The 21,148-nt window shown below is 47.0% G+C and carries 18 protein-coding genes; 7 read left to right on the plus strand and 11 right to left on the minus strand.

What is annotated here, in order from left to right; translation table 11 throughout:
• Positions 1–75: 75 nt before the first annotated feature.
• Entirely contained in the window at positions 76–627 is a 552-nt protein-coding gene (locus J8N69_RS09045; RefSeq protein ID WP_168825403.1) for a gamma carbonic anhydrase family protein, read from the minus strand.
• Between the two features lie 160 nt (positions 628–787).
• On the opposite strand from J8N69_RS09045, the gene prlC reads away from it, so the two are divergent.
• Both prlC and J8N69_RS09055 read left to right on the plus strand, forming a co-directional pair.
• Positions 788–2,818 carry an oligopeptidase A gene (gene prlC, locus J8N69_RS09050; protein ID WP_168825405.1) on the plus strand — a complete coding sequence of 677 codons (2,031 nt, stop codon included), beginning with the start codon at positions 788–790 and terminating at the stop codon, positions 2,816–2,818.
• Positions 2,819–2,924: 106 nt separating this feature from the next.
• A complete protein-coding gene (locus tag J8N69_RS09055; RefSeq protein WP_168825407.1) occupies positions 2,925–3,185 on the plus strand; it encodes a YheV family putative zinc ribbon protein in 261 nt (86 codons plus the stop codon).
• 103 nt (positions 3,186–3,288) lie between these two features.
• Here J8N69_RS09055 and pgi read toward each other — a convergent pair whose 3' ends face one another.
• From pgi to dksA, 8 genes are all read right to left on the minus strand, one after another.
• Positions 3,289–4,935 carry a glucose-6-phosphate isomerase gene (gene pgi, locus J8N69_RS09060; RefSeq protein ID WP_168825409.1) on the minus strand — a complete coding sequence of 549 codons (1,647 nt, stop codon included), beginning with the start codon at positions 4,933–4,935 and terminating at the stop codon, positions 3,289–3,291.
• A 23-nt stretch (positions 4,936–4,958) separates the two neighbouring features.
• Entirely contained in the window at positions 4,959–5,807 is an 849-nt protein-coding gene (panC, locus tag J8N69_RS09065; protein ID WP_168825411.1) for a pantoate--beta-alanine ligase, read from the minus strand.
• Positions 5,807–6,631, minus strand: a complete 825-nt coding sequence (panB, locus tag J8N69_RS09070) for a 3-methyl-2-oxobutanoate hydroxymethyltransferase (RefSeq protein ID WP_168825413.1) — start codon at positions 6,629–6,631, stop codon at positions 5,807–5,809. Before panB ends, panC begins: the two co-directional genes overlap by 1 nt.
• 3 nt (positions 6,632–6,634) lie before the next feature.
• The gene (gene folK / locus J8N69_RS09075) at positions 6,635–7,117 is read right to left on the minus strand and encodes a 2-amino-4-hydroxy-6-hydroxymethyldihydropteridine diphosphokinase (RefSeq protein ID WP_227804031.1); all 483 of its coding nucleotides are present in this window, start codon (positions 7,115–7,117) and stop codon (positions 6,635–6,637) included.
• Positions 7,118–7,131: 14 nt separating this feature from the next.
• Complete coding sequence (gene pcnB, locus J8N69_RS09080; protein ID WP_168825417.1) at positions 7,132–8,574, minus strand: polynucleotide adenylyltransferase PcnB; 1,443 nt, start codon at positions 8,572–8,574, stop codon at positions 7,132–7,134.
• A gap of 559 nt (positions 8,575–9,133) precedes the next feature.
• Positions 9,134–10,552, minus strand: coding sequence for a sigma-54-dependent transcriptional regulator (locus J8N69_RS09085; protein WP_168825419.1), 1,419 nt, complete (start codon positions 10,550–10,552; stop codon positions 9,134–9,136).
• A 134-nt stretch (positions 10,553–10,686) separates the two neighbouring features.
• The gene (gene gluQRS, locus J8N69_RS09090) at positions 10,687–11,583 is read right to left on the minus strand and encodes a tRNA glutamyl-Q(34) synthetase GluQRS (RefSeq protein ID WP_168825421.1); all 897 of its coding nucleotides are present in this window, start codon (positions 11,581–11,583) and stop codon (positions 10,687–10,689) included.
• An 11-nt stretch (positions 11,584–11,594) separates the two neighbouring features.
• Positions 11,595–12,029: an RNA polymerase-binding protein DksA gene (gene dksA / locus J8N69_RS09095; RefSeq protein ID WP_168825423.1), complete on the minus strand. Its 435-nt coding sequence runs from the start codon at positions 12,027–12,029 to the stop codon at positions 11,595–11,597.
• Positions 12,030–12,186: 157 nt separating this feature from the next.
• Between dksA and J8N69_RS09100 the strand changes: the two genes are divergently transcribed.
• Positions 12,187–13,359 (plus strand): aminotransferase class I/II-fold pyridoxal phosphate-dependent enzyme, encoded by a 1,173-nt coding sequence (locus J8N69_RS09100; protein WP_211085039.1) that lies wholly within the window; start codon positions 12,187–12,189, stop codon positions 13,357–13,359.
• A gap of 31 nt (positions 13,360–13,390) precedes the next feature.
• Here the strand turns inward: J8N69_RS09100 and lptG are convergent, their stop codons facing one another.
• A complete protein-coding gene (gene lptG / locus J8N69_RS09105) occupies positions 13,391–14,452 on the minus strand; it encodes an LPS export ABC transporter permease LptG (RefSeq protein ID WP_168825425.1) in 1,062 nt (353 codons plus the stop codon).
• Complete coding sequence (gene lptF / locus J8N69_RS09110) at positions 14,449–15,597, minus strand: LPS export ABC transporter permease LptF (RefSeq protein WP_227803856.1); 1,149 nt, start codon at positions 15,595–15,597, stop codon at positions 14,449–14,451. The genes lptG and lptF overlap by 4 nt, the downstream gene beginning before the upstream one ends.
• A 119-nt stretch (positions 15,598–15,716) precedes the next feature.
• Here lptF and J8N69_RS09115 point away from each other — a divergent pair, with 119 nt between their 5' ends.
• The 4 genes from J8N69_RS09115 to J8N69_RS09130 all read left to right on the plus strand — a co-directional run bounded on the left by J8N69_RS09115 (position 15,717) and on the right by J8N69_RS09130 (position 21,148).
• On the plus strand, positions 15,717–17,180 hold the full coding sequence (locus J8N69_RS09115) for a leucyl aminopeptidase (protein WP_168825429.1): 1,464 nt from the start codon (positions 15,717–15,719) through the stop codon (positions 17,178–17,180).
• Positions 17,181–17,445: 265 nt separating this feature from the next.
• Positions 17,446–17,829: a hypothetical protein gene (locus J8N69_RS09120; protein ID WP_168825431.1), complete on the plus strand. Its 384-nt coding sequence runs from the start codon at positions 17,446–17,448 to the stop codon at positions 17,827–17,829.
• Positions 17,830–17,965: 136 nt separating this feature from the next.
• The gene (locus J8N69_RS09125; protein WP_168825432.1) at positions 17,966–20,749 is read left to right on the plus strand and encodes a valine--tRNA ligase; all 2,784 of its coding nucleotides are present in this window, start codon (positions 17,966–17,968) and stop codon (positions 20,747–20,749) included.
• A gap of 141 nt (positions 20,750–20,890) precedes the next feature.
• Positions 20,891–21,148 (plus strand): cold-shock protein, encoded by a 258-nt coding sequence (locus J8N69_RS09130; protein ID WP_168825434.1) that lies wholly within the window; start codon positions 20,891–20,893, stop codon positions 21,146–21,148.

The raw sequence follows: 21,148 nt of genomic DNA on the forward strand, positions 1-21,148 counted from the left end.
TGGGTCAGCATCAGAATAGAACAATAACCAATGTCATACCCGCTAAGCCAAGGGCGGCGAAGCGGGTTGTTTATGTTATTTGCCAACTTCTGCCTTTGCTTCTGCCAAGTACTCATCTTTTAGTTTGACGTAGTTGAGCCCTGCATACTGGAAGTATTCGATTTCTTTTTCACTCAATGGGCGTATCTGTTTCACCGGGGAACCCATGTACATAAAGCCTGTTTCTAAACGTTTGCCGGGTGGGACTAAAGAGCCTGCGCCTATGATGACTTTGTCTTCAATCACTGCGCCATCAAGAATGGTGGTTCCCATGCCGACCAATACTTTATTGCCAATCGTGCAGCCATGTAACATGGCCATGTGGCCGACTGTTACGTCGTCGCCAATCTCTAAAGGATGGCCTTCTGGCTTGTAAGCACTGGCATGAGTAATGTGCAAACAGGAGTTGTCTTGGATACTGGTGCGAGCGCCAATGCGAATACGGTGCATGTCGCCGCGTATGGCCACCAAAGGCCACACTGAGCTGTCTTCGCCTATAGTGACATCGCCAATAACCACCGCACTGTCATCGACCCAAACACGGTCACCGAGTTGTGGTGTTTTACCACGGAAAGATTTCATCACCATAAATCCTCTCTATAAGGGTTTTTACTACAAAATGAAGGAACTATTAACGCAATAGGGTTTTATGCATTGAAAAAGTGTTAAGACAACCTATCTTAGTAAGCATAGTATTGTATTAATTAGTGCAATACAGCGTTCAATTTATATAAAAGGATACCATGATATGTCACAGTCTGTATGGGACGCGACCAGCTTACCGAATTTTACCAATGTTGATGTTGCGAACATTGAAGCGGATCTAGAAAGCCTGCTAAAGCACCACCAAGTAGCCATCGACGCCTGTGTCAGCGAGAACACCAATCCAACGTGGCAAAGTCTTATTTTACCATTGGATCAACTGCACGATGATCTCAATAATTTTTGGTCACCGATTGGTCATTTGAATTCTGTTAAAAATACCCCAGAGCTACGGGCGGCGTACAATGCTTGTTTGCCAAAGCTCACCCAGTACTACACCGACCTTGGGCAAAACAAAGCCTTGTATCAAGCGTACAAAACCCTTGCCGAAAGCGACGCTACAAAGAATCTAACGCCAGCGCAAACCGAAGCCCTAAGCCAAACTATTCGTGACTTTGAATTATCGGGTGTGGGTTTAGAAGGTGATGCGAAAAAACGTTACGGCGAGATAAGCCAACGTTTGTCCGAGCTGGGTAGCCAGTTTGGTGAAAATGTTCTAGACGCCACACAGGCTTGGAGCAAACTCATCACCGACGAAAGTGAGTTGTTAGGATTGCCTGAATCGGCTCTCGCCCAAGCGAAGCAAATGGCCGACGCCAAAGAAAAAGACGGTTGGTTGTTTACTTTAGATTTCCCCTCTTATATGCCAGTGATGAGTTACGCCGACAATGCTGAGCTGCGCGAAGAAATGTATCGGGCTTTTGCGACGCGCGCGTCTGATCAAGGTGGCGACATCAAATTCAATAACGCCCCTTTGATTGATGAGATTTTGGCGTTGCGTCATGAAATGGCACAGATTCTTGGTTTTGATAATTATGCAGAACTGTCTGTTGCCACTAAAATGGCCGACAACGGACAGCAGGTTATCGACTTCCTGGAAGACCTTGCTAAAAAATCAAAAAGCTCGGCAGAACAAGATCTTGCGCAATTAACCGCGTTTGCGAAAGACGAAAATGGTGTGGAAAAATTGAACGCGTGGGACATGACTTACTACGCGGAGAAATTACGTCAGCATAAGTACAGTATTTCCCAAGAAGAACTGCGTCCTTATTTCCCCATGAACAAGGTTTTGTCTGGATTGTTTCACGTGGCACAAACTTTATTTGGCGTCGATATTCGTGAAGAAAAAGAATTTGATAGTTATAACAAGAACTTGCAGTTATTTACTATCAGTAAAGACGGCGAAGACATTTCTCGCTTCTATCTAGATCCTTATGCTCGTGAAGCAAAACGTGGTGGCGCGTGGATGGATTCTTGCCGTACTCGTCGTCGTTTGAGTGATAACCGCTTACAGCTACCGATTGCCTATCTGGTGTGTAACTTCACGCCACCGATTGGTGACAAGCCAGCGCTGTTGACGCACGATGAAGTCACCACCTTGTTCCATGAATTTGGTCACGGTTTGCACCATATGTTGACCCAAGTGGACGTTTCATCCGTATCCGGTATTAACGGTGTGGCTTGGGATGCCGTTGAATTACCCAGTCAATTTATGGAAAACTGGTGTTATGAGCCAGAAGCGCTGGCGCATATTGCGGGTCATTACGAAACGGGCGCACCGCTGCCACAAGATTTGTTAGATAAGATGCTGGCTGCGAAGAACTTCCAATCGGGCATGCAGATGATGCGCCAGCTGGAGTTTTCTTTGTTCGACTTCCGTTTGCACATGGAATACCAAAAAGGCGTTTCTGTTCAATCGGTTATCGACGATGTGCGCAGCAAAGTCGCGGTGATTACGCCGCCTGAATTTAACCGCTTCCAAACCAGCTTTTCGCACATTTTTGCCGGTGGTTACGCGGCAGGTTACTACAGCTATAAATGGGCGGAAGTCTTGTCAGCAGATGCGTTCTCGAAATTCGAAGAAGATGGCATTTTCAATAAAGATACCGGCGCACGCTTCCGTGATACCATATTGGCCAATGGCGGTTCTCGTCCAGCAGCGGAATTATTCGCTGAATTCCGTGGCCGTGAGCCAAGCACCGATGCCTTGTTGAGACACAGCGGCATCGCGGCGTAAATTTTCGTTTTGCAAGGAAGCAGTGTTTAGTTTGATGATTATCGAACAAGGCGCTGCTTTTTTATGACGTCGTTCAAGGCGTTACTTTTTAAAGGTAATTTGGGTTATGACAGTAAAACGCTTTATCGCAGGGGCGGTGTGCCCTCGTTGTAGTGAGATGGATAAGATTCGTGCATGGCGTGACGATGATGCTGAAAAGCAATATCGCGAATGCGTTGTGTGTGGTTACACGGATGAGCAATCGACTGTTGTGCAGGCGCAGCCAACTGAAATCCCCACGCGCGTTAATACGCCGCACAGCAGTGCGCCACAAGCAGACGAAATGGTGATTAACTTTATCCCGAATCCTGGCTCGACCAAGCACTAATTAATGGCGTGTTAAGAGTCTTTGAGGGAGAAGGTTAGTTGCTCAAACAAAAACACCAGCCGAGGCTGGTGTTTTTGTTGACGCAGTAAAAAAAGCTAAACGGTTAAGATTGAGCTTTTTTGAACGCTTTGATCAGTGCTTGGGTGGAGGCATCCAGTGCGCTGTTGTCGCTGTCGCTAACAAGGCGGTTGTAAATGTCGGTGCCCAGTACTTTGCCTAGTTCTACGCCCCATTGGTCGAATGAGTTGATGCCCCAGATGGTACCTTGTACAAAAGTACGGTGCTCGTAGAGGGCGATCAAGGCACCCACGGTGGCAGGTGTCATTTTGTCGGTCAGTAGGGTGTTGCTAGGGCGGTTGCCCTTGATCACTTTGTGCGGCGCAATAGCGTCGACTTGTTCTGGTGTTGCACCAGCATCACGCAGTTCTTGCTTGGCTTGCTCAAGGCTTTTACCGACCATCAAGGCTTGCGATTGGCTTAGGCAGTTGGCAAACAATTGCGTGTGGTGTTCGCCAATGGGGTTGTGCGACGCCAATGGTGCGATAAAGTCGACCGGCACAAGACGTGTGCCTTGATGTAATAATTGGTGGTAAGCGTGTTGGCCGTTGGTGCCCGCGCCGCCCCAGATGATGGGGCCTGTGTCGGTTGCTACGCCGTCGCCATTCAATAGATTCGCTTTGCCGTTGCTTTCCATGTCGAGCTGCTGAATGTGAGCTGGCATGGCGCGTAGGTAATGGTCGTAAGGAATCAGTGCGTGGGTTTGGGCGTTGTGGAAGTTGATGTACCACACGCCAAGTGTGCCCATGATAACCGGTAGGTTTTCTTCAAACGGGGTGGTGCGAAAGTGCTCGTCCATTTGGTGAGCGCCGTCGAGTAAGGCGTAGAAGTTGTCCATGCCAACGGCAATCGCAACTGGCAAACCAATCGCTGACCAAAGTGAGTAGCGTCCGCCAACCCAGTCCCACATTGGGAAGATGTTTTCTTTTGCCATACCGAAGTCGACGGCTTTTTTCACGTTTGAGCTAACCGCTGCAAAATGCTTGCTGACGTTCTCTTGTGAGCCACCGTTACTGAGGAACCAATCGCGCGCGGCATTGGCGTTAGATAAGGTTTCTAAGGTGCCGAAGGTTTTAGACGAGATGACAAATAGCGTGGTTTCTGGGTTAAGTTGTTTTAACTTACCGGTGATGTCTGAACCATCGATGTTGGCAACAAAGTGCACCTTGATGCCGTCTTTCTTATAAGGTGTGAGTGCTTCTGCGACGACTTTTGGGCCAAGGTAAGAGCCACCAATGCCGATAGAGACCACGTCAGTAATGGTTTTGCCGGTGTGGCCTTTCCATTCACCGCTGTGTAGTTGCGCGACAAATGTTTCCATTTGTTTTAGGGTCGCGCGCACTTCTGCTAAGACGTTAACGCCATCGACCATTAATGTGTCTTGGGCTTGGCTCGCACGTAGAGCGATGTGCAGCACAGAGCGGTCTTCGGTGTTGTTGATGTGCGCACCGCTGAACATGCCTTTGATGGCGGTTTCTAGGCCGGCTTCTTTGGCCAATTCTGTGAGCAGTGCAAGGGTTTTTTCACTGGCGCGGTTTTTTGCGTAATCCAATGTCCAGCCGGCCGCTTGTGCGGTGTATTTCTCGGCACGTTTTGGGTCTGCGTCAAACAGGGATGTCATGTTAACAGACGCCATTTCTTGTTTGTGCTCTGTTAATTTTTGCCAAGTAGTTAGTTTTGTGGGTGAGCCCATTACAATCTCCCTAGAAATCAAAGTTATAGCTCGACACGCAAATTATCAATCAAGCGTGCACTGCCTAAGTATGCCGCAGCCAAAATGACCAGGCGTTTCTCTTCCTCTGACGGTGTTTGTAAATTATCTTGTGCGCGGATTTCGAAATAATCTCGACGGAAACCAGCCGCTTCAAGCTTCTGTTGAGCTTGTTCGCGAATGTCCTCGTGACTCGCACGGTTTGCTAAGAGCGCCTCTTTCGCCCAGAGCAGGGTTTGGTACATTGCTGGTGCAATGCGTCTTTCTTCTTCTGTTAGGTAGCCGTTGCGCGAGCTCATGGCGAGCCCGTCGTCGTTGCGAGCCGTGTCTATGCCGATAACTCGGACGTTAGAACTGAGGTCGCGTACCATGTCTTCAATGACTTTAAGTTGCTGGAAATCTTTGTTGCCGAATATCGCACAGTCTGGCTGCACAATATTAAACAATTTGGTCACTACGGTGGCAACGCCAACAAAGTGACCTGGGCGTGATGCGCCGCACAGGATGTCCGATAAGCCCATCACTTCGATTTGGGTTTGGCTGCGTTTGCCATCTGGGTACATTGCTAAGGCGTCTGGGGCGAATAAGTAATGACAGCCATTGGCTTCAAGCACTCTTTTGTCTTCTTCCAGTGTTTTTGGATAGCGTTCTAAATCTTCGTTGGCTGAGAACTGCATTGGGTTGACAAAAATTGAGGAGACAACGACGTCGCCTTCTTCTGTGGCTCGGCGAATCAATGACATGTGGCCATCGTGTAAGTTGCCCATGGTGGGGACAAAGGTAATGCTTTTATCTTGTAAGCGCTCGATTTTTAGCGCGGCACGAAGTTCAGCGATGGTGTGGAATGTTTTCATTATTTGAATCCGTGCTCTGGTCCAGGGAAGGTCATGTCTTTTACTTCTTTCACGTAAGCTTCAAAGGCTTGTGTGACATTACGGCCGTTGGTGAGGAAGTTTTTAACGAATTTTGGTGTGTGGCCTAGGTTGATGCCAAGCATGTCGTGCATCACCAGTACTTGTCCATCGGTATGATGTCCCGCACCGATGCCGATGGTAGGCACCGGAACGGCGTCGGTCAAGGTTTTGCCCAACTCAGTTGGAATACATTCGTATAGAAGAATGTCGGCGCCGGCGGCCACAAGGTCTAGCGATTCTTGCAATAGTAAGTCGGCGGCGTCTTGGCTTTTGCCTTGCACTTTGTAACCACCAAATTTATGCACAGACTGTGGCGTCAGGCCTAAATGTGCGCAAACAGGAATGCCCCGTTGGCTGAGTAATTTAACCGTGTCTGCCAGCCAGCTGCCACCTTCTAGTTTGACCATGTTGGCGCCCGCTTGCATGAGTTTTGCTGCGTTATCGAGCGCTTGCTCAGGCTTGCTATAACTCATAAAAGACATGTCCGCGAGAATAAAGGCGTTGCTGTTGCCACGTTTGACGGCGGCGGTGTGGTAGCACATGTCTTCGATGGTGACGGGCAGGGTGCTGTCTTGGCCTTGTATGACCATGCCAAGAGAATCCCCAACTAGGATGGTTTCCACCCCAGCCACGTTCATCACATGGGTAAAAGAAGCGTCATAGCTGGTTAGGCAGGTGATTTTTTCTTTATCCGCTTTCATTTTTTTGAGCGTCGATAAGGTGACTGGTTTGGTGAGTTTTCTTTGTGAGTTATCTGAATACATAGTTTATTCTTCTTTGATAAAGACCAAATCACTGGTGTCAAGTTGCTGTAACTGCTCGGTAACGGTGTTGCCATTGGCTAAGCGCATATCCGGCGCTAAGTCACTAAGCGGCTTTATTACAAACCCTCGCTCTAGCATGAAGGGATGTGGCACGGTGAGTCGCGGCTGCTGTATTTTTTCCTGTCCATACAATAACAGATCTAGGTCTAAGGTGCGCGGTCCCCAATGCCGTTCTCGTACTCGGCGTTGCGATTGTTCAATGCTTTGTAATAAGTCGAGTAAGTCGATAGGGGAGAGGTCGGTTTCAAATGAAGCGACGGCATTAACATAGTCTGGTTGATCCTGAGGACCAACCGGTTTGCTGCCATAAACCGAAGAAACACGAAGATGGTTTAAATCGTCGTGTTTCTTTAGGGCGTCAATGGCGCGATCTAGCTGCGCCATTGGATTGTCAAGATTGCTGCCGAGGCCAATATAAGCTTGTATCACGACACATCCTCTTATTCGTCGGAAGTTTCTCTTTGTGGGGCGCTGCTATTATTTTTTCGGCGACGACGAGGACGGCGTTTTTTAGGGCCTTCTTTGTCGTTAGCGAACTTATCAATGCTTTTAATCAGATCTCTTTGTTGGCTTTCTGTCGCGTGTTGGAATTTTTCCCACCAATCGCCCAATCCATCTAATTCTGTTCCGCTTAACTCGCGTATTAACAAGAAATCAAAACCGGCACGAAAGCGTGGGTGTTCAAGCAATAGAAAGGCGCGTTTGCCATAGCGTTTGGGTAAGCGATACTGCATGTCCCAGATTTCGCGCATTGGTGTAGAAAATCGACGCGGAATAGCGGTGGAAGCGACTTGGTTATCTAAGACCATATTGGCGGCTTGATGCAACGCCGGAGTCGCTGGCATGCCTTGCGCTTGGAATTCTTCATGACGAAGTGCCACACTCGGCCAAAGTAATACCGCGTACAAGAAATACGGAGCGGTGGTTTTGCCGCTTTGGATACGATCGTCAGTGTTTTTCAGGCCTTGAAGTATGAAGGCTTCCGGATCGATGTCATCACGTTTCCAGCCGCTTTGTAACAAGGCGTCAGTGTCTGGAAATAAGTAGCGAAATAAACCGTATTGACGTAGTAAAGCGAAGGTCTCAATGCCGTTGCCGCTACCAAGAAGTTTTAAGACTTCTTCAAATAAGCGTGCGGGTGGAATGTGATCTAGCAGGTGCGCCATTTCTTTAATGGGGGCGGCCGTGTCGGCTTCTATTTCGAATCCTAGCTTTCCAGCAAATCGAATCGCACGCAGCATGCGCACTGGGTCTTCTTGATAGCGCTGACGTGCGTCGCCGATCATTCTAATTTGTTTGTTTTCAATGTCTTTTAGGCCGCCACAGAAATCGTGAATGCTGAAGTCTTGAACATTGTAATACAAGGCGTTAAAAGTGAAGTCTCGACGCTCGGCATCTTCTTCAATATTGCCATACACATTGTCGCGTAACACAATACCATGGGCTGATCGTGCTGAGTCTTTGCCTTTTAACGAGGTGGTTGGTGTGTCGTCATCGTCATTATCGTCTTGAGCGGAGGGTGCTCTAAAGGTTGAGACTTCAATAATTTCGCGTCCAAACGTCACGTGGACTAATTTAAAGCGTCGTCCAATGAGTCTTGAGTTAGAAAAAATGGTGTGAACTTCTTCTGGCGTGGCATTGGTTACGACATCAAAGTCTTTTGGTTCAATACCAATAAGATGATCTCGAACGCAGCCTCCGACTAAGTATGCGTCATAGCCTGCTTTATTGAGACGATACAATACTTTGACAGCATTCGGGCTCAAATCTTGGCGAGACAAGCTGTGATCGCTGCGGGGGATGATAATAGGGTAAGTCTGTACCTTTGGAGAGGCAAACAGAGAGGTAGCTTTACGTACCAGAGATTTTAATCCTGTAAGCATTAGACAACAAATTTTAAAGTTAACGAAAAGGGCATTCTACACGTGATAAGCGAAAGTTACACGAATAAAGGTCTTATCTGGGTGATTTTGGTAAGTCTATAATTAGGGGGGGTATTCGATAGAGCGATTGATTATTTACAATTGAGTAAATAAAATAATCGCTTTGGATACATGAAGATACTAGTTCCGAAAACAAAGTGGGTGCTGCTTCTGCAGTTCTACTCAGGTTTTATTTTTATTATTGCATTGTTTTCATTGCCCGAAGGCTTATATATCTAAAAAAATCAATTATCCAAAGCGATTTTCCATCCATGACCTCAAATTTTTATTTTTGTTTGAAGAGGTCACGGTGTTCCTAGTTGTTATTTTTATTGTTAAGAACCTACATACGACGATTAACTTATTTTTATTCTTGGTCAATCTTCTTATCGTTGTGCCATATATAAGGCATTAGTTGTGCCAAAAATAATAAGATGCTGATTTCATTAAGGTTTAATGTATTTTTGTACACTTTCTTTACATATTTGTACTTATTTTTTGGGTATTTTGGTATCAAGTGTTACTTTTCGGTTGTTACTTTTTTGGGTATCGCCAACTTCTGTCGTCTTTCCCATAGGCTTTTTCTTGATATGCCCAAAGAATGTGCAAGTTGTGTCTCTGTCATCTTGTGTTGGTGCGTGAGGACAAAGTGTTTGAAGTAATCGTCTAGGGTGGATCCTGCGAAAGTGTTGGCCTCGGAGGTGAGTGAGTCCTTTATTGTATTGCTCATGCCTTGTTGGCTGGCAAGCTTTAGGTTGGCTGCCTCGACTCTCTCCGGTGGACTAAGAATGACGGCCCTTTCGATGGCGTTTTCTAGTTCCCTTACGTTCCCTGGCCAGTGATGTGAGCGAATGGCTTTGTCGAACGCGCGGTTGTATCGATAAATGGACTTGTTGTGCTTCTGACAGGCTTTTTCCAATAAAATCTGCGCCAGCATGGAAATGTCATCGCCTCTGTCTCTCAATGGGGGCAGTAGGAGTTCCATGACATAGAGGCGATAGTATAAATCCTCTCGAAACAGCCCTTGTTTGACCATGGCGATCAAATCTCGATGAGTGGCGGTAATTAATCGGATATTAACCTTGGTTGAGTGGGTGGCGCCTACTCTGCGAATTTCCCCTTCTTGGAGTACGCGCAGCAGTCTTGCTTGGGCTTCTAGTGGCAGTTCGCCTATTTCGTCTAAAAACAACGTGCCTTTGTCGGCGGCATAAATTAGACCGTCATGGGAGGTGTTTGCGCCAGTGAAGGCACCTTTTTCATGGCCGAAGAGCTCTGATTCTATTAGGTTTTCTGGGATGGCGGCACAGTTTACGCTAATGATGGGGTGGTGGTGGCGCTGGCTTAAGTTGTGCAGTGCTTTGGCGACTAATTCTTTACCTGTTCCTGATTCTCCCCGTATCAGCACGGTGACATCGGTGCCGGCAATTTTTCGCATGTCGCTAAACAAGTCTTGCATTAAAGGCGATTGGCCAATGATGCCGCTGCCCTGAGCGCCTAAGGTCAGGGTTTCTTCTTTTGTGGTGTTGGTTGAAGATGGCTGGGAGGTGGTGGTTGAGCTGGGCTCGTTGTTTTGCTCCAGCACGTTTACGACGTGTTTGAGTAGCGTTTCCGAATCGGTTGGTAAGGGCAGGTAGTAAACCGCTCCTTGAGCCATGCAGTTGACGCCTGTGCTTAGGCTTGGCTTGGTATCGAGCACAATGCGGCGCGGTGTGCTAGGCAGTTGAGTGTTGGACGATTGAGTATTGGACAGTTGAGTGCTGTTGAGGTGCTCAATGGCTTCTTGGTCGATAAGCAGTAGATGAAATTCTGTTAGTTCATAATATTTGTTGGCTTGTTCTAGGCTGTTGCTGGTGTTGACCTGAAAACCATAGCGAGACAGCCACTTTTCGGACTCTTTGAGTGGTGAGTGGTCGGGGCAAATAATCATAATACTGTGCATGAAGTGTCACCTCTTGTAACTAGTGTAACGATTATACACATAGGGGCGTGTGGGTCGAGGTGAGCTTAGCGCAAATTGATCAGCTGATCTTGGGTATTGGGTGATTTTTAAAGGAAGCCTCTTAAAGGACGTTGTTAAAGAAAGTGACGATCTTCTGCTTCGAGTGGTAACTGTTGGATGTTTTTCAGTTTATCTGGGTTCCAAGCGTCGATTGCTAATGATAAGGCTTCGGCGATGGAGGTGGGGGTTGTTAGATCAATTTTCAAATAATGCAGGGCGCGTAATAAGGTCGCCAGGTGGCCGTTCTGAATGGGCTTGGCATGATTTTGTTTGCTTATTTTATCTCCGGCTGGATTGGTGATAAGAGGGATGTGGCAAACGCTAGGAGGTGTCCAGTCAAATAAATCATACAGATAGAGCTGCTGCGCCGTGGTGTCGATTAAGTCGGCGCCTCTTACTAAATGCGTGATGTTTTGTAGGTGATCGTCTACGACGACGGCCAGTTGGTAGGAAAAAAAGCCGTCTTTTCGTTTCAGCACAGGGCTGTTTTTTAAGTCATCGGTAAAGACTAATTTGCCTTGAATACGATCTTGGCACTGATAAATCGTCGAGCTGGCTTTGAGTCGCCATGAATGCGGTTTATCGGGAGTGCTTTTGCAGATTGATGGGTGGTTGCCCAGTTGTTGGCTGAGGGACTGGCGTGTGCAATTGCATGGGAAGACAGTTTGTTGCTGTTTTAAGATCAGCAAATGTTGTTCGTAAATGTCGCTGTGTTGGCTTTGTATTCGAAGGTTTTCATCAGAAAAAAGTTGGTAGCTATTTAAGGTGTCGAGAATTTGTTCAGAATATAATGGTTTGCAGCGCGTACCGTCCACATCTTCAATGCGAATGATCCAAGTGCCATGGTGTTGTTTGGCGTCCAAATAGCTCGCTAATGCGCTGACTAGCGAGCCAAAATGGAGTGGGCCGGTTGGCGAAGGTGCAAAACGGCCACGATAGTGTGTCGAAACGGTATTAGTGTGTTTAGGCACAGTACTAAAGGCTAGCCGCCGATTTGTCTCTCTTTGATTTCTGCCAATGTTTTGCAATCAATGCACATGGTGGCAGTAGGGCGCGCTTCTAATCGGCGGATGCCAATTTCGATACCGCACTCTTCGCAATAGCCATAGTCGTCTGCATCAATCAATTCGACCGTTTGAGAGATTTTCTTCACCAGTTTGCGTTCACGATCACGTGCACGAAGTTCTAGGCTGAATTCTTCCTCTTGGCTCGCGCGGTCGTTGGGATCCGCGTAGTTCACCGCTTCTTCTTTCAGGTGGTGAACCGTACGATCAACCTCTTCCATAAGGTTTTGCTTCCAGTTGAGCAGGATGCTTTTAAAGTGCGCCAACTGCTTCTCGTTCATGTACTCTTCGCCTTCCTTAGCTACATAAGGAGTGAAGTCTTTCATTAATGAATCAGGGTTCATTTTTGGCATACGCATTGCCTCACTTCGCAGGTTTCCATTGTGGTAACCTGTAAACGATAAAATTGGGGGTTTATTTTCGGCCGGAAACTTACCAGATAACGTGAAAGTTAACCAGATTTTTTATGCAAAATGTCACGAAAATTTTAAAATAGGCAGAGATCGCGGGATGAAAAAGCATAAGTTGGCAACAAGAGTTGAACAAATCGCTCCGTTTCAAGTGATGGCGATTTTGGCGCGCGCAAAAAAGTTAGCCTTAGCCGGTGAGGATGTTATTCATCTGGAAATTGGCGAGCCAGATTTTGTTGCTGTCGACGCGGTTGCCGAAGCGGGTGTTTTGGCGATTCAGCAAGGTAAGACAGGCTACACGTCAGCGACGGGTTTGCCAGAATTGAAGCAAGCTATTAGTGAGTATTATCACTCTCGTTATCACGCCAGTGTGTCGCCGGAACGTATTATTGTCACACCGGGGGCGTCTGGGGCTTTGTTGCTGATGGCGTCACTCATGGTGAACGCGGGTGAGGAGGTGATCATGCCGGACCCTTGCTACCCTTGTAATCGGCATTTTTTGATTCAGGCAGGGGCAAAGGCGAAATTAGTCGAAACCAAGGCAGAAGACGGTTTTGAAATGGATCTGAGTGCTTTGTCTGAGCATTGGCAAGATAACACCTCGGGGCTTTGGTTGGCGTCGCCGTCGAACCCAACTGGAGCGGTGTTAAGCAAGCAATATGTTTCAGAAGCTTGGCAAAAGGTGTCTGAATTGGGCGGTCATTTATTGGTAGACGAGATTTACCAAGGCTTGGTTTACGACGGTGAGGATTTTTCGGCGCTGTCTATTTCTGATGATATTTTTGTCATTAATAGTTTTTCAAAATACTTCGCCATGACGGGGTGGCGATTGGGCTGGCTGGTGGTGCCAGAGTGGGCGATTGATGGCGCGACAAAGCTGGCGCAAAATGTCTTTATTGCCGCGCCAAGTGTGTCTCAATATGCCGCAGTACGTGCCTTTTCGCCCGATGTGTTGGCCGAGTGTGAGTTACGCAGACAAACCTTAAATGCGCGTCGTTTGGTTTTACTCGAACAATTAAACGCGATTGGCTTACCCGTGGTTGCCCCAGCACACGGCGCGTTTTATGTTTACGTGGATGTGTCGAGTGTAACGCAAGATGCTATGGCTTGGTGCTTGGCATTGCTTGAAAAAGAGAAAGTGGCGCTTACTCCCGGCGCGGATTTTGGTGTTAAAGACGCACATAAGTATGTGCGTTTTGCTTACACCTGCGATGAAGCTCGCTTAAAAGAGGCGTTGGCGAGAATTGCGCGTTTTATAGCGCTGAGTTCCTAGTCATCATCTAGGTGGCTTTGCTGGCGCAGGGTCAGCCTCTGCGTCGTATTAAGAGGATGCCCGCCAATAAGCAGATGATAATCGGAATGCTCACGCCGATAATGGGCGGAAAGCTGACGGCTATGCTCATTCGACCAAATAAGTTGAGCGCGTTTTGAAAGGCCAATCCGATGATAACGCCAGAAAATATTCGCCCGCCCATGGTAGAGGATCGAAGAGGACCAAACACACTTGATAGTGCGACTAGTACCAAGGCGAGTGAGGCGATTGGTCGTAGGGCGGTGATCCAAAACTCCAACTCATATTGAGAGCCATCAAGCTTTTGTTGGTGCAAGTAACGGTGATAATCCAGTAATTGGCTAAGGGAGAGTGCGCTAGGCTCTTGAGAGGCCAAAAACAAATACTCAGGCTTAATGCTGACGTTCCAATCTTCATGTTCATGGCGCTTGGTTTCAATGCGATCCGCAAAGAAGTAGGTCTCTGTGACCTTGTTTAGTTGCCATTGGGTGCCTTGGATGTGTTGAGCACTCTCGGCACTTTTGGTGTACTTTAATTGTTGTTGTTCTGGCGCGTAGATGTCTATTCCATAGAGCTTTCCGGTGTTGTCAGCCGCATCGATGTAAACAAAATTGTTGTCGGCTTTGAGCCAAACGCCGCCGGTTAATGAAAAAGTATCGTTTTCTTGTTGTTGGAATTTTTCAATTAAGTTGGCTTTTTGTTCTGCGGTAGGCGCAACGAATTCTGAAATGGCCATTCCTAGCAAGGAAACCAGTAATATGGGTTGGCAGGCGGCAAAACCAATGCGCCAGATTGGCATGCCTGCGGCGCGCATAACGGTCAGCTCTGAGGTCGCCGCGAGAGTGCCAAGCCCCATTAATGTCCCGATTAATGATGCGACGGGAATGTACTCTGCCAATTTTCCGGGCAGACGATATAAGATGACCTGTAATAAGGATTGAATGGTGTAGTCATCGTTGACCTTTTTAATTTGCTCAATAAAGGTTAGCGCGAAATCCAGCCCCAGCAACACGACCACGACAATCAAAAAAGCCCATAAGACGCTGCTTGCGATGTATTTGTCTATTTTGTTCATATCGAACGTCCATCCGTGTCTGTTGCCTTGGGAGTGCGGTCTGCTGTGTTGGAAATGTTGGCTTTGCGACGTTCAAATATTTGGTTGTATTGGGCAAACAGCAGCGCGGCAATAATGATAAAAATACCGTGTATCCACCACAAACCAAGCTGAATGGGCAGTTTGCCTTTTTCCAAGCCAGTTCGCCCCCAGATGAGCAGAGCAATGTATACAATCATTAATAAAATAGCAGGAAGCATCTTAAAAAAACGCCCTTGTCTTGGGTTTACTTGGCTCAGTGATAAACCAATAATGGCCAGAATTGGCACCATAACGACTAATGAAATACGCCATTGCAGCTCGACTTTGTCTTTCAGCTGGGGGCTTTTTATTAGGTCGAGTGTGCTTAGTGTATAGGGCTCGTCTATCGGGCTGCTGTCTTGGCTTGCCATGCGAACTGCATAGGTATCAAAATTTGTGATGCGGTAGCTGGCTGTGCCGGGTTTGCCTTCGTATCGAGTGCCATCTTTAAACACCAAGTAGTTTTGGTTGCCTTCGGAGCTGATGCGTATTTGCTCTGCATAGGCGGCCAAGGTTTGTGTGGGAATATTTTGGTCTTTTTTACGCACCACGTCTGAAATAAAGATTTGTTCCATCCAGCCTTCGTTTGGGGTGAAGCTGTCAACATAGGTGGTGCGTTGTCCGCTGCCTTCAAAGCGGCCGGGTATTAAGAAGTCAAAAGCAGACAGTTGGCTTTGCGCTTGCGATGCCTCTGCTGCGCGATATTCGCTGGCTGGCGCTATCCAGAAGTTAATGGCGGCGCTCACTGTGCCCACCATGCAGGCGATGCCAAGGGTGTAACCTGCGAGTTTGACTTTGCTAATGCCGCTGGAAAAAAGCACCGACATTTCGTTTTCTATGTACAAACGTCCAAATGCCATCAGCAGTGAGAGAAAAAATGCCAAGGGTAAGATCATTTGGACGAAGCTAGGAATATGGTAGCCCAGAATAACGAATAGAAATTCGAAGGTCATTTTTCCTTCGGCGATACGGCCTAAATAGGAGGAAATGCGGCCACTTAGTATGACAAGTAGTAAAATAAGCGTCACGCCAACGGTTGACACAAGCACTTCTTTCGCTAAGTATCTGAATAGTCTCAAAGTCACCTCTGGATGGATTCTGCTTTTTTAAGCGTAGAGTTGTTTACACATCTAAAGCCCCCATTATCTCGTGGTAAGAAGGATATTATCCAGTTTTTTTTAAAGTTATCGTTTGAGGTTCTTTCATGAATATGGCGTTATTTGATCGTATATCTACAGCGCAAGCGGATTTGCTTGTGGTATTTGTCCCGAGCGAGGGCGACTTCGCCGAGTCCACCGCGTGGGTTGATGAGAATGCCAATGGGCAAATCTCTCAACTACGCGAAACCGGCGTCTTTAAAGGTGGCGTAGCACAAACACTGTTGTTGCCAGGCGTGTCGCAAGATTTTGCGCAAGCGGTTCTGTTAGTTGGGATTGGTAAAGAAGCCCAATTGAGTGATATGCAGGCGCGTAAAATAATCGCGGCCGTAGCCGCTCAAATTAAAGGTTTGCCCTTTGCCTCGGTTGCGGTTGCAAGTGCCGGACTGGTATTGAAAAATCGCTCTCAAGCCGATGTGCTTGCGTTGGTTGCGCAATGGCTAAATGAAGGTTTTTATAACTTCCTTGGCTTTAAAAAAGACGATGCTGAGAAAACGACAAAAGTTAAATCCTTGTTGTTAGAGGGTACAGATGAAGCGGCTTTAGCCATTGGTACGGCCACGGCGAAAGGTTCTGCCTTTGCACGTCAGCTAGGAAACCTGCCTGGTAACGTATGTACGCCAAGTTACTTGGCATCTAAAGCTCAGCAGCTAGGCGAAGAATACAGCATTAGTGTTGAGTTGCTTGATGAAAGTAAAATGGATGAATTAGGCATGCATTGCCTATTGTCCGTGGGTCATGGCAGCGATCAGCCAAGCTACTTGATCGTGATGAACTATCGTGGCGGCGAAGCGAGTGAAGCACCTCATGTCCTGCTCGGTAAAGGGATCACCTTTGATACGGGTGGTATTTCTTTGAAACCGGGTCCAAAAATGGACGAAATGAAGTACGACATGTGTGGCGCTGCTAGCGTTTTTGGCACCATGAAAGCGATTTGTGAGCTAAAGCCAAAGCTTAACTTTACCGCGGTGATTGCCGCCGCTGAAAATATGCCAAGCGCACGCGCAACGAAGCCGGGTGATATTGTGAAAACCATGTCTGGCCAAACGGTAGAGATTTTGAATACCGATGCGGAAGGTCGTTTGGTGCTTTGTGATGCATTAACTTATATCGAACGCTTTAAGCCTAAATCGGTTGTGGATATTGCCACTCTTACCGGTGCTTGTGTGGTTGCCTTGGGTAGCGTTAACTCAGGCATGTACGCGAACAACGAGGATCTAGCAGTAGAGTTGAAAGCAGCCAGCCAAGTCGCAGCCGACAAAATTTGGCAAATGCCACTCGATGAAGAATATCAGCAGCAGTTAGATAGTAATTTTGCTGACATTGCGAACATTGGTGGCCCAGAGGCGGGTTCGGTTACGGCGGCGTGTTTCTTGTCTCGCTTTACGGGCGCTTACCCTTGGGCGCATTTGGACATTGCGGGTACGGCGTGGGCTGGTGGCGCAACCAAAGGCGCCAGTGGTCGTCCTGTTGCCTTATTGACTCGATACCTATTGAATAAAACGTCTTGATTCGCGTTCTTTAAACGCTAGAGTGAGCTTTCTAAAAGCAGTGACAATTATTTGTCACTGCTTTTTTTATTGTCTTTTTCTCAGAAAGATTAATCTGATCAAGGTGTTATTTTCCTTCTTACAAGAATAGAACAAAGCCCATGGTGTCTGAGGGTGGACTTTTGCTTTTGTCAGTGCGAAAGTTAACGGCTATTAAGAGCGATAGGTTAATCGGCTTAATCCGTTTGATTTGTCATATGTTGTGTTTTTACCGTTGGTTTTTCCTATGTCAGATTTAGCGACTCAGCATGATGATGGTGTTTTCGAACCAGATGAAGAAACCTTGATATCGGCTTTACGAAATCAAGATGACATTCCTATTTTGATGGATGTTGTTGAGGAGCATGTGAGTGCTTCGATCAGTCAAGAAATCCACCTCTCTCAGTCCTTAGATGGTCCAAACGACGGGTCATTGCAGTCAGAGGTGCGAGTTGAGCCTGCTGAAGAAAAAAGAGCAAAAGAGGAAAGTAATGCAGGGGCACTTTCGAAAGAACTCATCGCAAAGACCATAACTGATGTGCTGGCAAAACGTTTGCCAGCATTGGTTGAAGAGGTGATGCAGACATTACAGACTGTGTCCGCCAAACAAAAATCAGACGAAAACGAATAGCAAAAGCACCTTGGTTAGACAGACTGTTGTCTGATAAATGCCTTAATTGTATGCGTGTTATTCTTTATATTGCTATGACGCGTTATAATTCCTCAACTTACAATTTACCGCTACATAAGAGCCTTAAGACACCATAATGGAAAAGACTTACCAACCTCAGAGTATTGAACAGCCTATTTATCAACGTTGGGAAGAGGGTGGTTACTTCACACCTCAAGGCAACGGTTCTCCATTTTCTATCATGATTCCCCCGCCAAATGTCACTGGCAGCTTGCACATGGGGCATGCTTTTCAGCACACCTTGATGGATGCCATGATTCGCCGCGAGCGAATGAAAGGCAGTCGTACGTTATGGCAGCCCGGTTGTGACCATGCGGGCATCGCGACGCAAATGGTGGTTGAACGCCAATTAGCGGCTCAGAATATTACTCGCCATGATCTTGGTCGTGAGAAATTCCTAGAAAAAGTCTGGCAATGGAAAGACCAATCTGGCGGTACGATTTCAGATCAAATGCGTGTGCTAGGCGATTCGGTTGCTTGGGATAAAGAGCGTTTCACCATGGACCCAGGCATGTCTGCTGCGGTTCAAGAAGTCTTTGTGCGGTTATTTGACGAAGGCATCATTTACCGTGGGCAACGTTTGGTAAATTGGGACCCGGTTTTACACACGGCTATTTCAGATTTAGAAGTGGTTTCCGAAGAAGAAAATGGCTTCATGTGGTACTTCCGTTACCCGCTGGCGGATGGCGTTAAAACCGCCGATGGTAAGGATTACATTGTTGTCGCCACGACGCGTCCAGAGACTATGTTTGGTGATGCGGCAGTGGCCGTTGCGCCAGATGACGAGCGCTTCACGGATCTTATCGGTAAATTTGTTGACTTGCCATTGGTGGGTCGTCGTATCCCCATTGTTGCTGACGACTATGTTGATAAAGAATTTGGTACGGGTTGCGTAAAAATTACCCCAGCTCATGATTTTAATGACTATGAAGTGGGTAAACGCCATGACATGCCATTGATCAATATCTTGACCGACGATGCTGCGATCAATGACGTTGCACCAGAAAAATACCATGGCATGGACCGTTTTGACGCCCGTAAAGCCGTAGTGGCGGATTTTGATGCGCTTGGCTTGCTTGAAAAAGTGGTTGATCACAAGTTAAAAGTGCCACGCGGTGAACGTGGTAATACGGTGATTGAACCCTATTTGACGCAACAATGGTATGTGGCGGTTGAGTCTCTTGCTAAGCCTGCGATCGAAGCGGTTGAAAACGGCGACATTCAATTTGTGCCTAAACAGTGGGAAAACACTTACTTTGCTTGGATGCGTGATTTGCAAGATTGGTGTATTTCTCGCCAGCTTTGGTGGGGACACCAGATTCCTGCTTGGTATGATGCGGACGGCAAACACTATGTTGGTAAGAGTGAAGAAGAAGTTCGTGCAAAATACAGTCTAGCGGCTGATGTTGAATTGACTCAAGATGAAGACGTATTAGACACTTGGTTCTCTTCTGCCCTTTGGACGTTTGCAACGCAAGGCTGGCCGGAAGAAACGCAAGACTTTGCCGAGTTCAGTGAGTCGGATGTGTTGGTCACGGGCTTTGATATTATTTTCTTCTGGGTTGCCAGAATGATTATGATGACGTTGAAGTTCACCGATAAGGTGCCTTTCAAAACAGTTTACATCACGGGGCTCATTCGTGACGAACGCGGCGACAAAATGTCCAAATCCAAAGGCAATGTTATTGATCCATTGGATTTGATTAATGGTATTGATATCGAGTCTTTGGTCGCGAAGCGTACTTACGGCATGATGCAGCCACGTTTGGCAGAAAAAGTCGAAAAGAATACTCGCGAAACCTACCCAGAAGGGATTCAGCCTTACGGCACCGATGCACTGCGTTTTACGCTTTGTTCATTGGCGTCTGGTGGTCGAGACATTAAGTTTGACCTTAATCGTCTTGAAGGTTACCGCAATTTCTGTAACAAAATCTGGAACGCCACTCGTTATGTGTTGATGAACACAGAGGATCAAGATTGTGGTCAAAATGGCGCTGAGGTTGAGTTGTCTTTGGCGGATAAGTGGATTATCTCTCGCTTACAACACGCAGAAGAGGCGGTAAATCGCGCCTTTGATACTCATCGTTTTGATTTGGCGGCTCAAGCGCTTTATGAATTCATGTGGCACGAATACTGTGATTGGTATTTGGAGCTGTCTAAGCCTGTGCTTTGGGACGAAAATGCCACGGTTGCACAATTGACTGGTACTCGTCGTACCTTGGTTCGCGTATTGGAAGCTTTCCTTCGCCTTGCTCATCCCATGATGCCATTCTTGACCGAAGAAATTTGGCAGCGCGTTGCGCCGCTAGCTGGCGTCGAAGGCGAGACCGTTATGTTGGGTCACTATCCACAAGCGGATGAAGATAAAAAAGACGCGCAAGCCGAAGCGGATGTGGAGTGGCTAAAAGGGGTTATCGAAGGTATTCGTAATATCCGTGGTGAAATGAATATTTCCCCTTCTAAACCACTGACTATTTTGCTCCGCAATGGTTCTGAGCAAGATAAAGCGCGTTTAGAGGCGAATTTAACCTTCTTGCAAACCTTGGCTAAGTTAGGGTCGGTTACTTGGTTAAATGTTGGTGATGAAGCGCCCATGTCTGCGACGGCATTAGTCGGCGACATGGAAGTGCTTGTGCCTATGGCTGGTTTGATCGATAAAAACGCTGAAATCGCCCGTTTGCAAAAAGAAATCGACAAAGCGACGAAAGAGCTCGAGCGCATTCAAGGTAAGCTTTCTAACGACAGCTTTGTGGCGAAGGCGCCAGTTGCCGTGGTAGAAAAAGAGCGCGCTAAGTGTGATGACTTACAGCTTGCTGTGACCAAGTTGGAAGAGCAAAAGATCAGTATTGAGTCGTTGTAAATACGCTTAGTAGTGCATAGATATCAGAAGTACATAGATATCAGAAGTACATAGATATCAGAAGTACATAGAGATCAGAAGTCCGTGTTGGCTTCTGATCTTGCGCTTACTTAATAAAAATAACAAAGAGGCGAGATAGAGATGGAAAGGTTAACGGGAAAAGTGAAGTGGTTTAACGACGCCAAAGGCGTAGGTTTTATCAAGCGAGAAGAAGACGGTGATGTATTTGTTCATTACAAGTCGATTGCTTGCGAGGGTCATAAAACCCTTAGAAAAGGCCAGTCGGTTCATTTTGAGTTATCAAGCACGGACTTTGGTGTACAGGCGATCGATGTGCGCTTAGAGAAAGAGGCGCAACGTGCATCCTCTGGCTCTAGTCAACCTCTCGAAAACGCTTAG

Source organism: Marinomonas profundi (assembly GCF_020694005.1).
Lineage (GTDB): Bacteria > Pseudomonadota > Gammaproteobacteria > Pseudomonadales > Marinomonadaceae > Marinomonas > Marinomonas profundi.

What these genes read in the sequence shown, in the direction of transcription:
- J8N69_RS09045 (WP_168825403.1), bottom strand. Translation starts at nt 627, where the DNA reads ATGGTGATGAAATCTTTCCGTGGTAAAACACCACAACTCGGTGACCGT.
- prlC (WP_168825405.1), top strand. Translation starts at nt 788, where the DNA reads ATGTCACAGTCTGTATGGGACGCGACCAGCTTACCGAATTTTACCAAT.
- J8N69_RS09055 (WP_168825407.1), top strand. Translation starts at nt 2,925, where the DNA reads ATGACAGTAAAACGCTTTATCGCAGGGGCGGTGTGCCCTCGTTGTAGT.
- pgi (WP_168825409.1), bottom strand. Translation starts at nt 4,935, where the DNA reads ATGGGCTCACCCACAAAACTAACTACTTGGCAAAAATTAACAGAGCAC.
- panC (WP_168825411.1), bottom strand. Translation starts at nt 5,807, where the DNA reads ATGAAAACATTCCACACCATCGCTGAACTTCGTGCCGCGCTAAAAATC.
- panB (WP_168825413.1), bottom strand. Translation starts at nt 6,631, where the DNA reads ATGTATTCAGATAACTCACAAAGAAAACTCACCAAACCAGTCACCTTA.
- pcnB (WP_168825417.1), bottom strand. Translation starts at nt 8,574, where the DNA reads ATGCTTACAGGATTAAAATCTCTGGTACGTAAAGCTACCTCTCTGTTT.
- J8N69_RS09085 (WP_168825419.1), bottom strand. Translation starts at nt 10,552, where the DNA reads ATGCACAGTATTATGATTATTTGCCCCGACCACTCACCACTCAAAGAG.
- dksA (WP_168825423.1), bottom strand. Translation starts at nt 12,029, where the DNA reads ATGCCAAAAATGAACCCTGATTCATTAATGAAAGACTTCACTCCTTAT.
- J8N69_RS09100 (WP_211085039.1), top strand. Translation starts at nt 12,187, where the DNA reads ATGAAAAAGCATAAGTTGGCAACAAGAGTTGAACAAATCGCTCCGTTT.
- lptG (WP_168825425.1), bottom strand. Translation starts at nt 14,452, where the DNA reads ATGAACAAAATAGACAAATACATCGCAAGCAGCGTCTTATGGGCTTTT.
- J8N69_RS09115 (WP_168825429.1), top strand. Translation starts at nt 15,717, where the DNA reads ATGAATATGGCGTTATTTGATCGTATATCTACAGCGCAAGCGGATTTG.
- J8N69_RS09120 (WP_168825431.1), top strand. Translation starts at nt 17,446, where the DNA reads ATGTCAGATTTAGCGACTCAGCATGATGATGGTGTTTTCGAACCAGAT.
- J8N69_RS09125 (WP_168825432.1), top strand. Translation starts at nt 17,966, where the DNA reads ATGGAAAAGACTTACCAACCTCAGAGTATTGAACAGCCTATTTATCAA.
- J8N69_RS09130 (WP_168825434.1), top strand. Translation starts at nt 20,891, where the DNA reads ATGGAAAGGTTAACGGGAAAAGTGAAGTGGTTTAACGACGCCAAAGGC.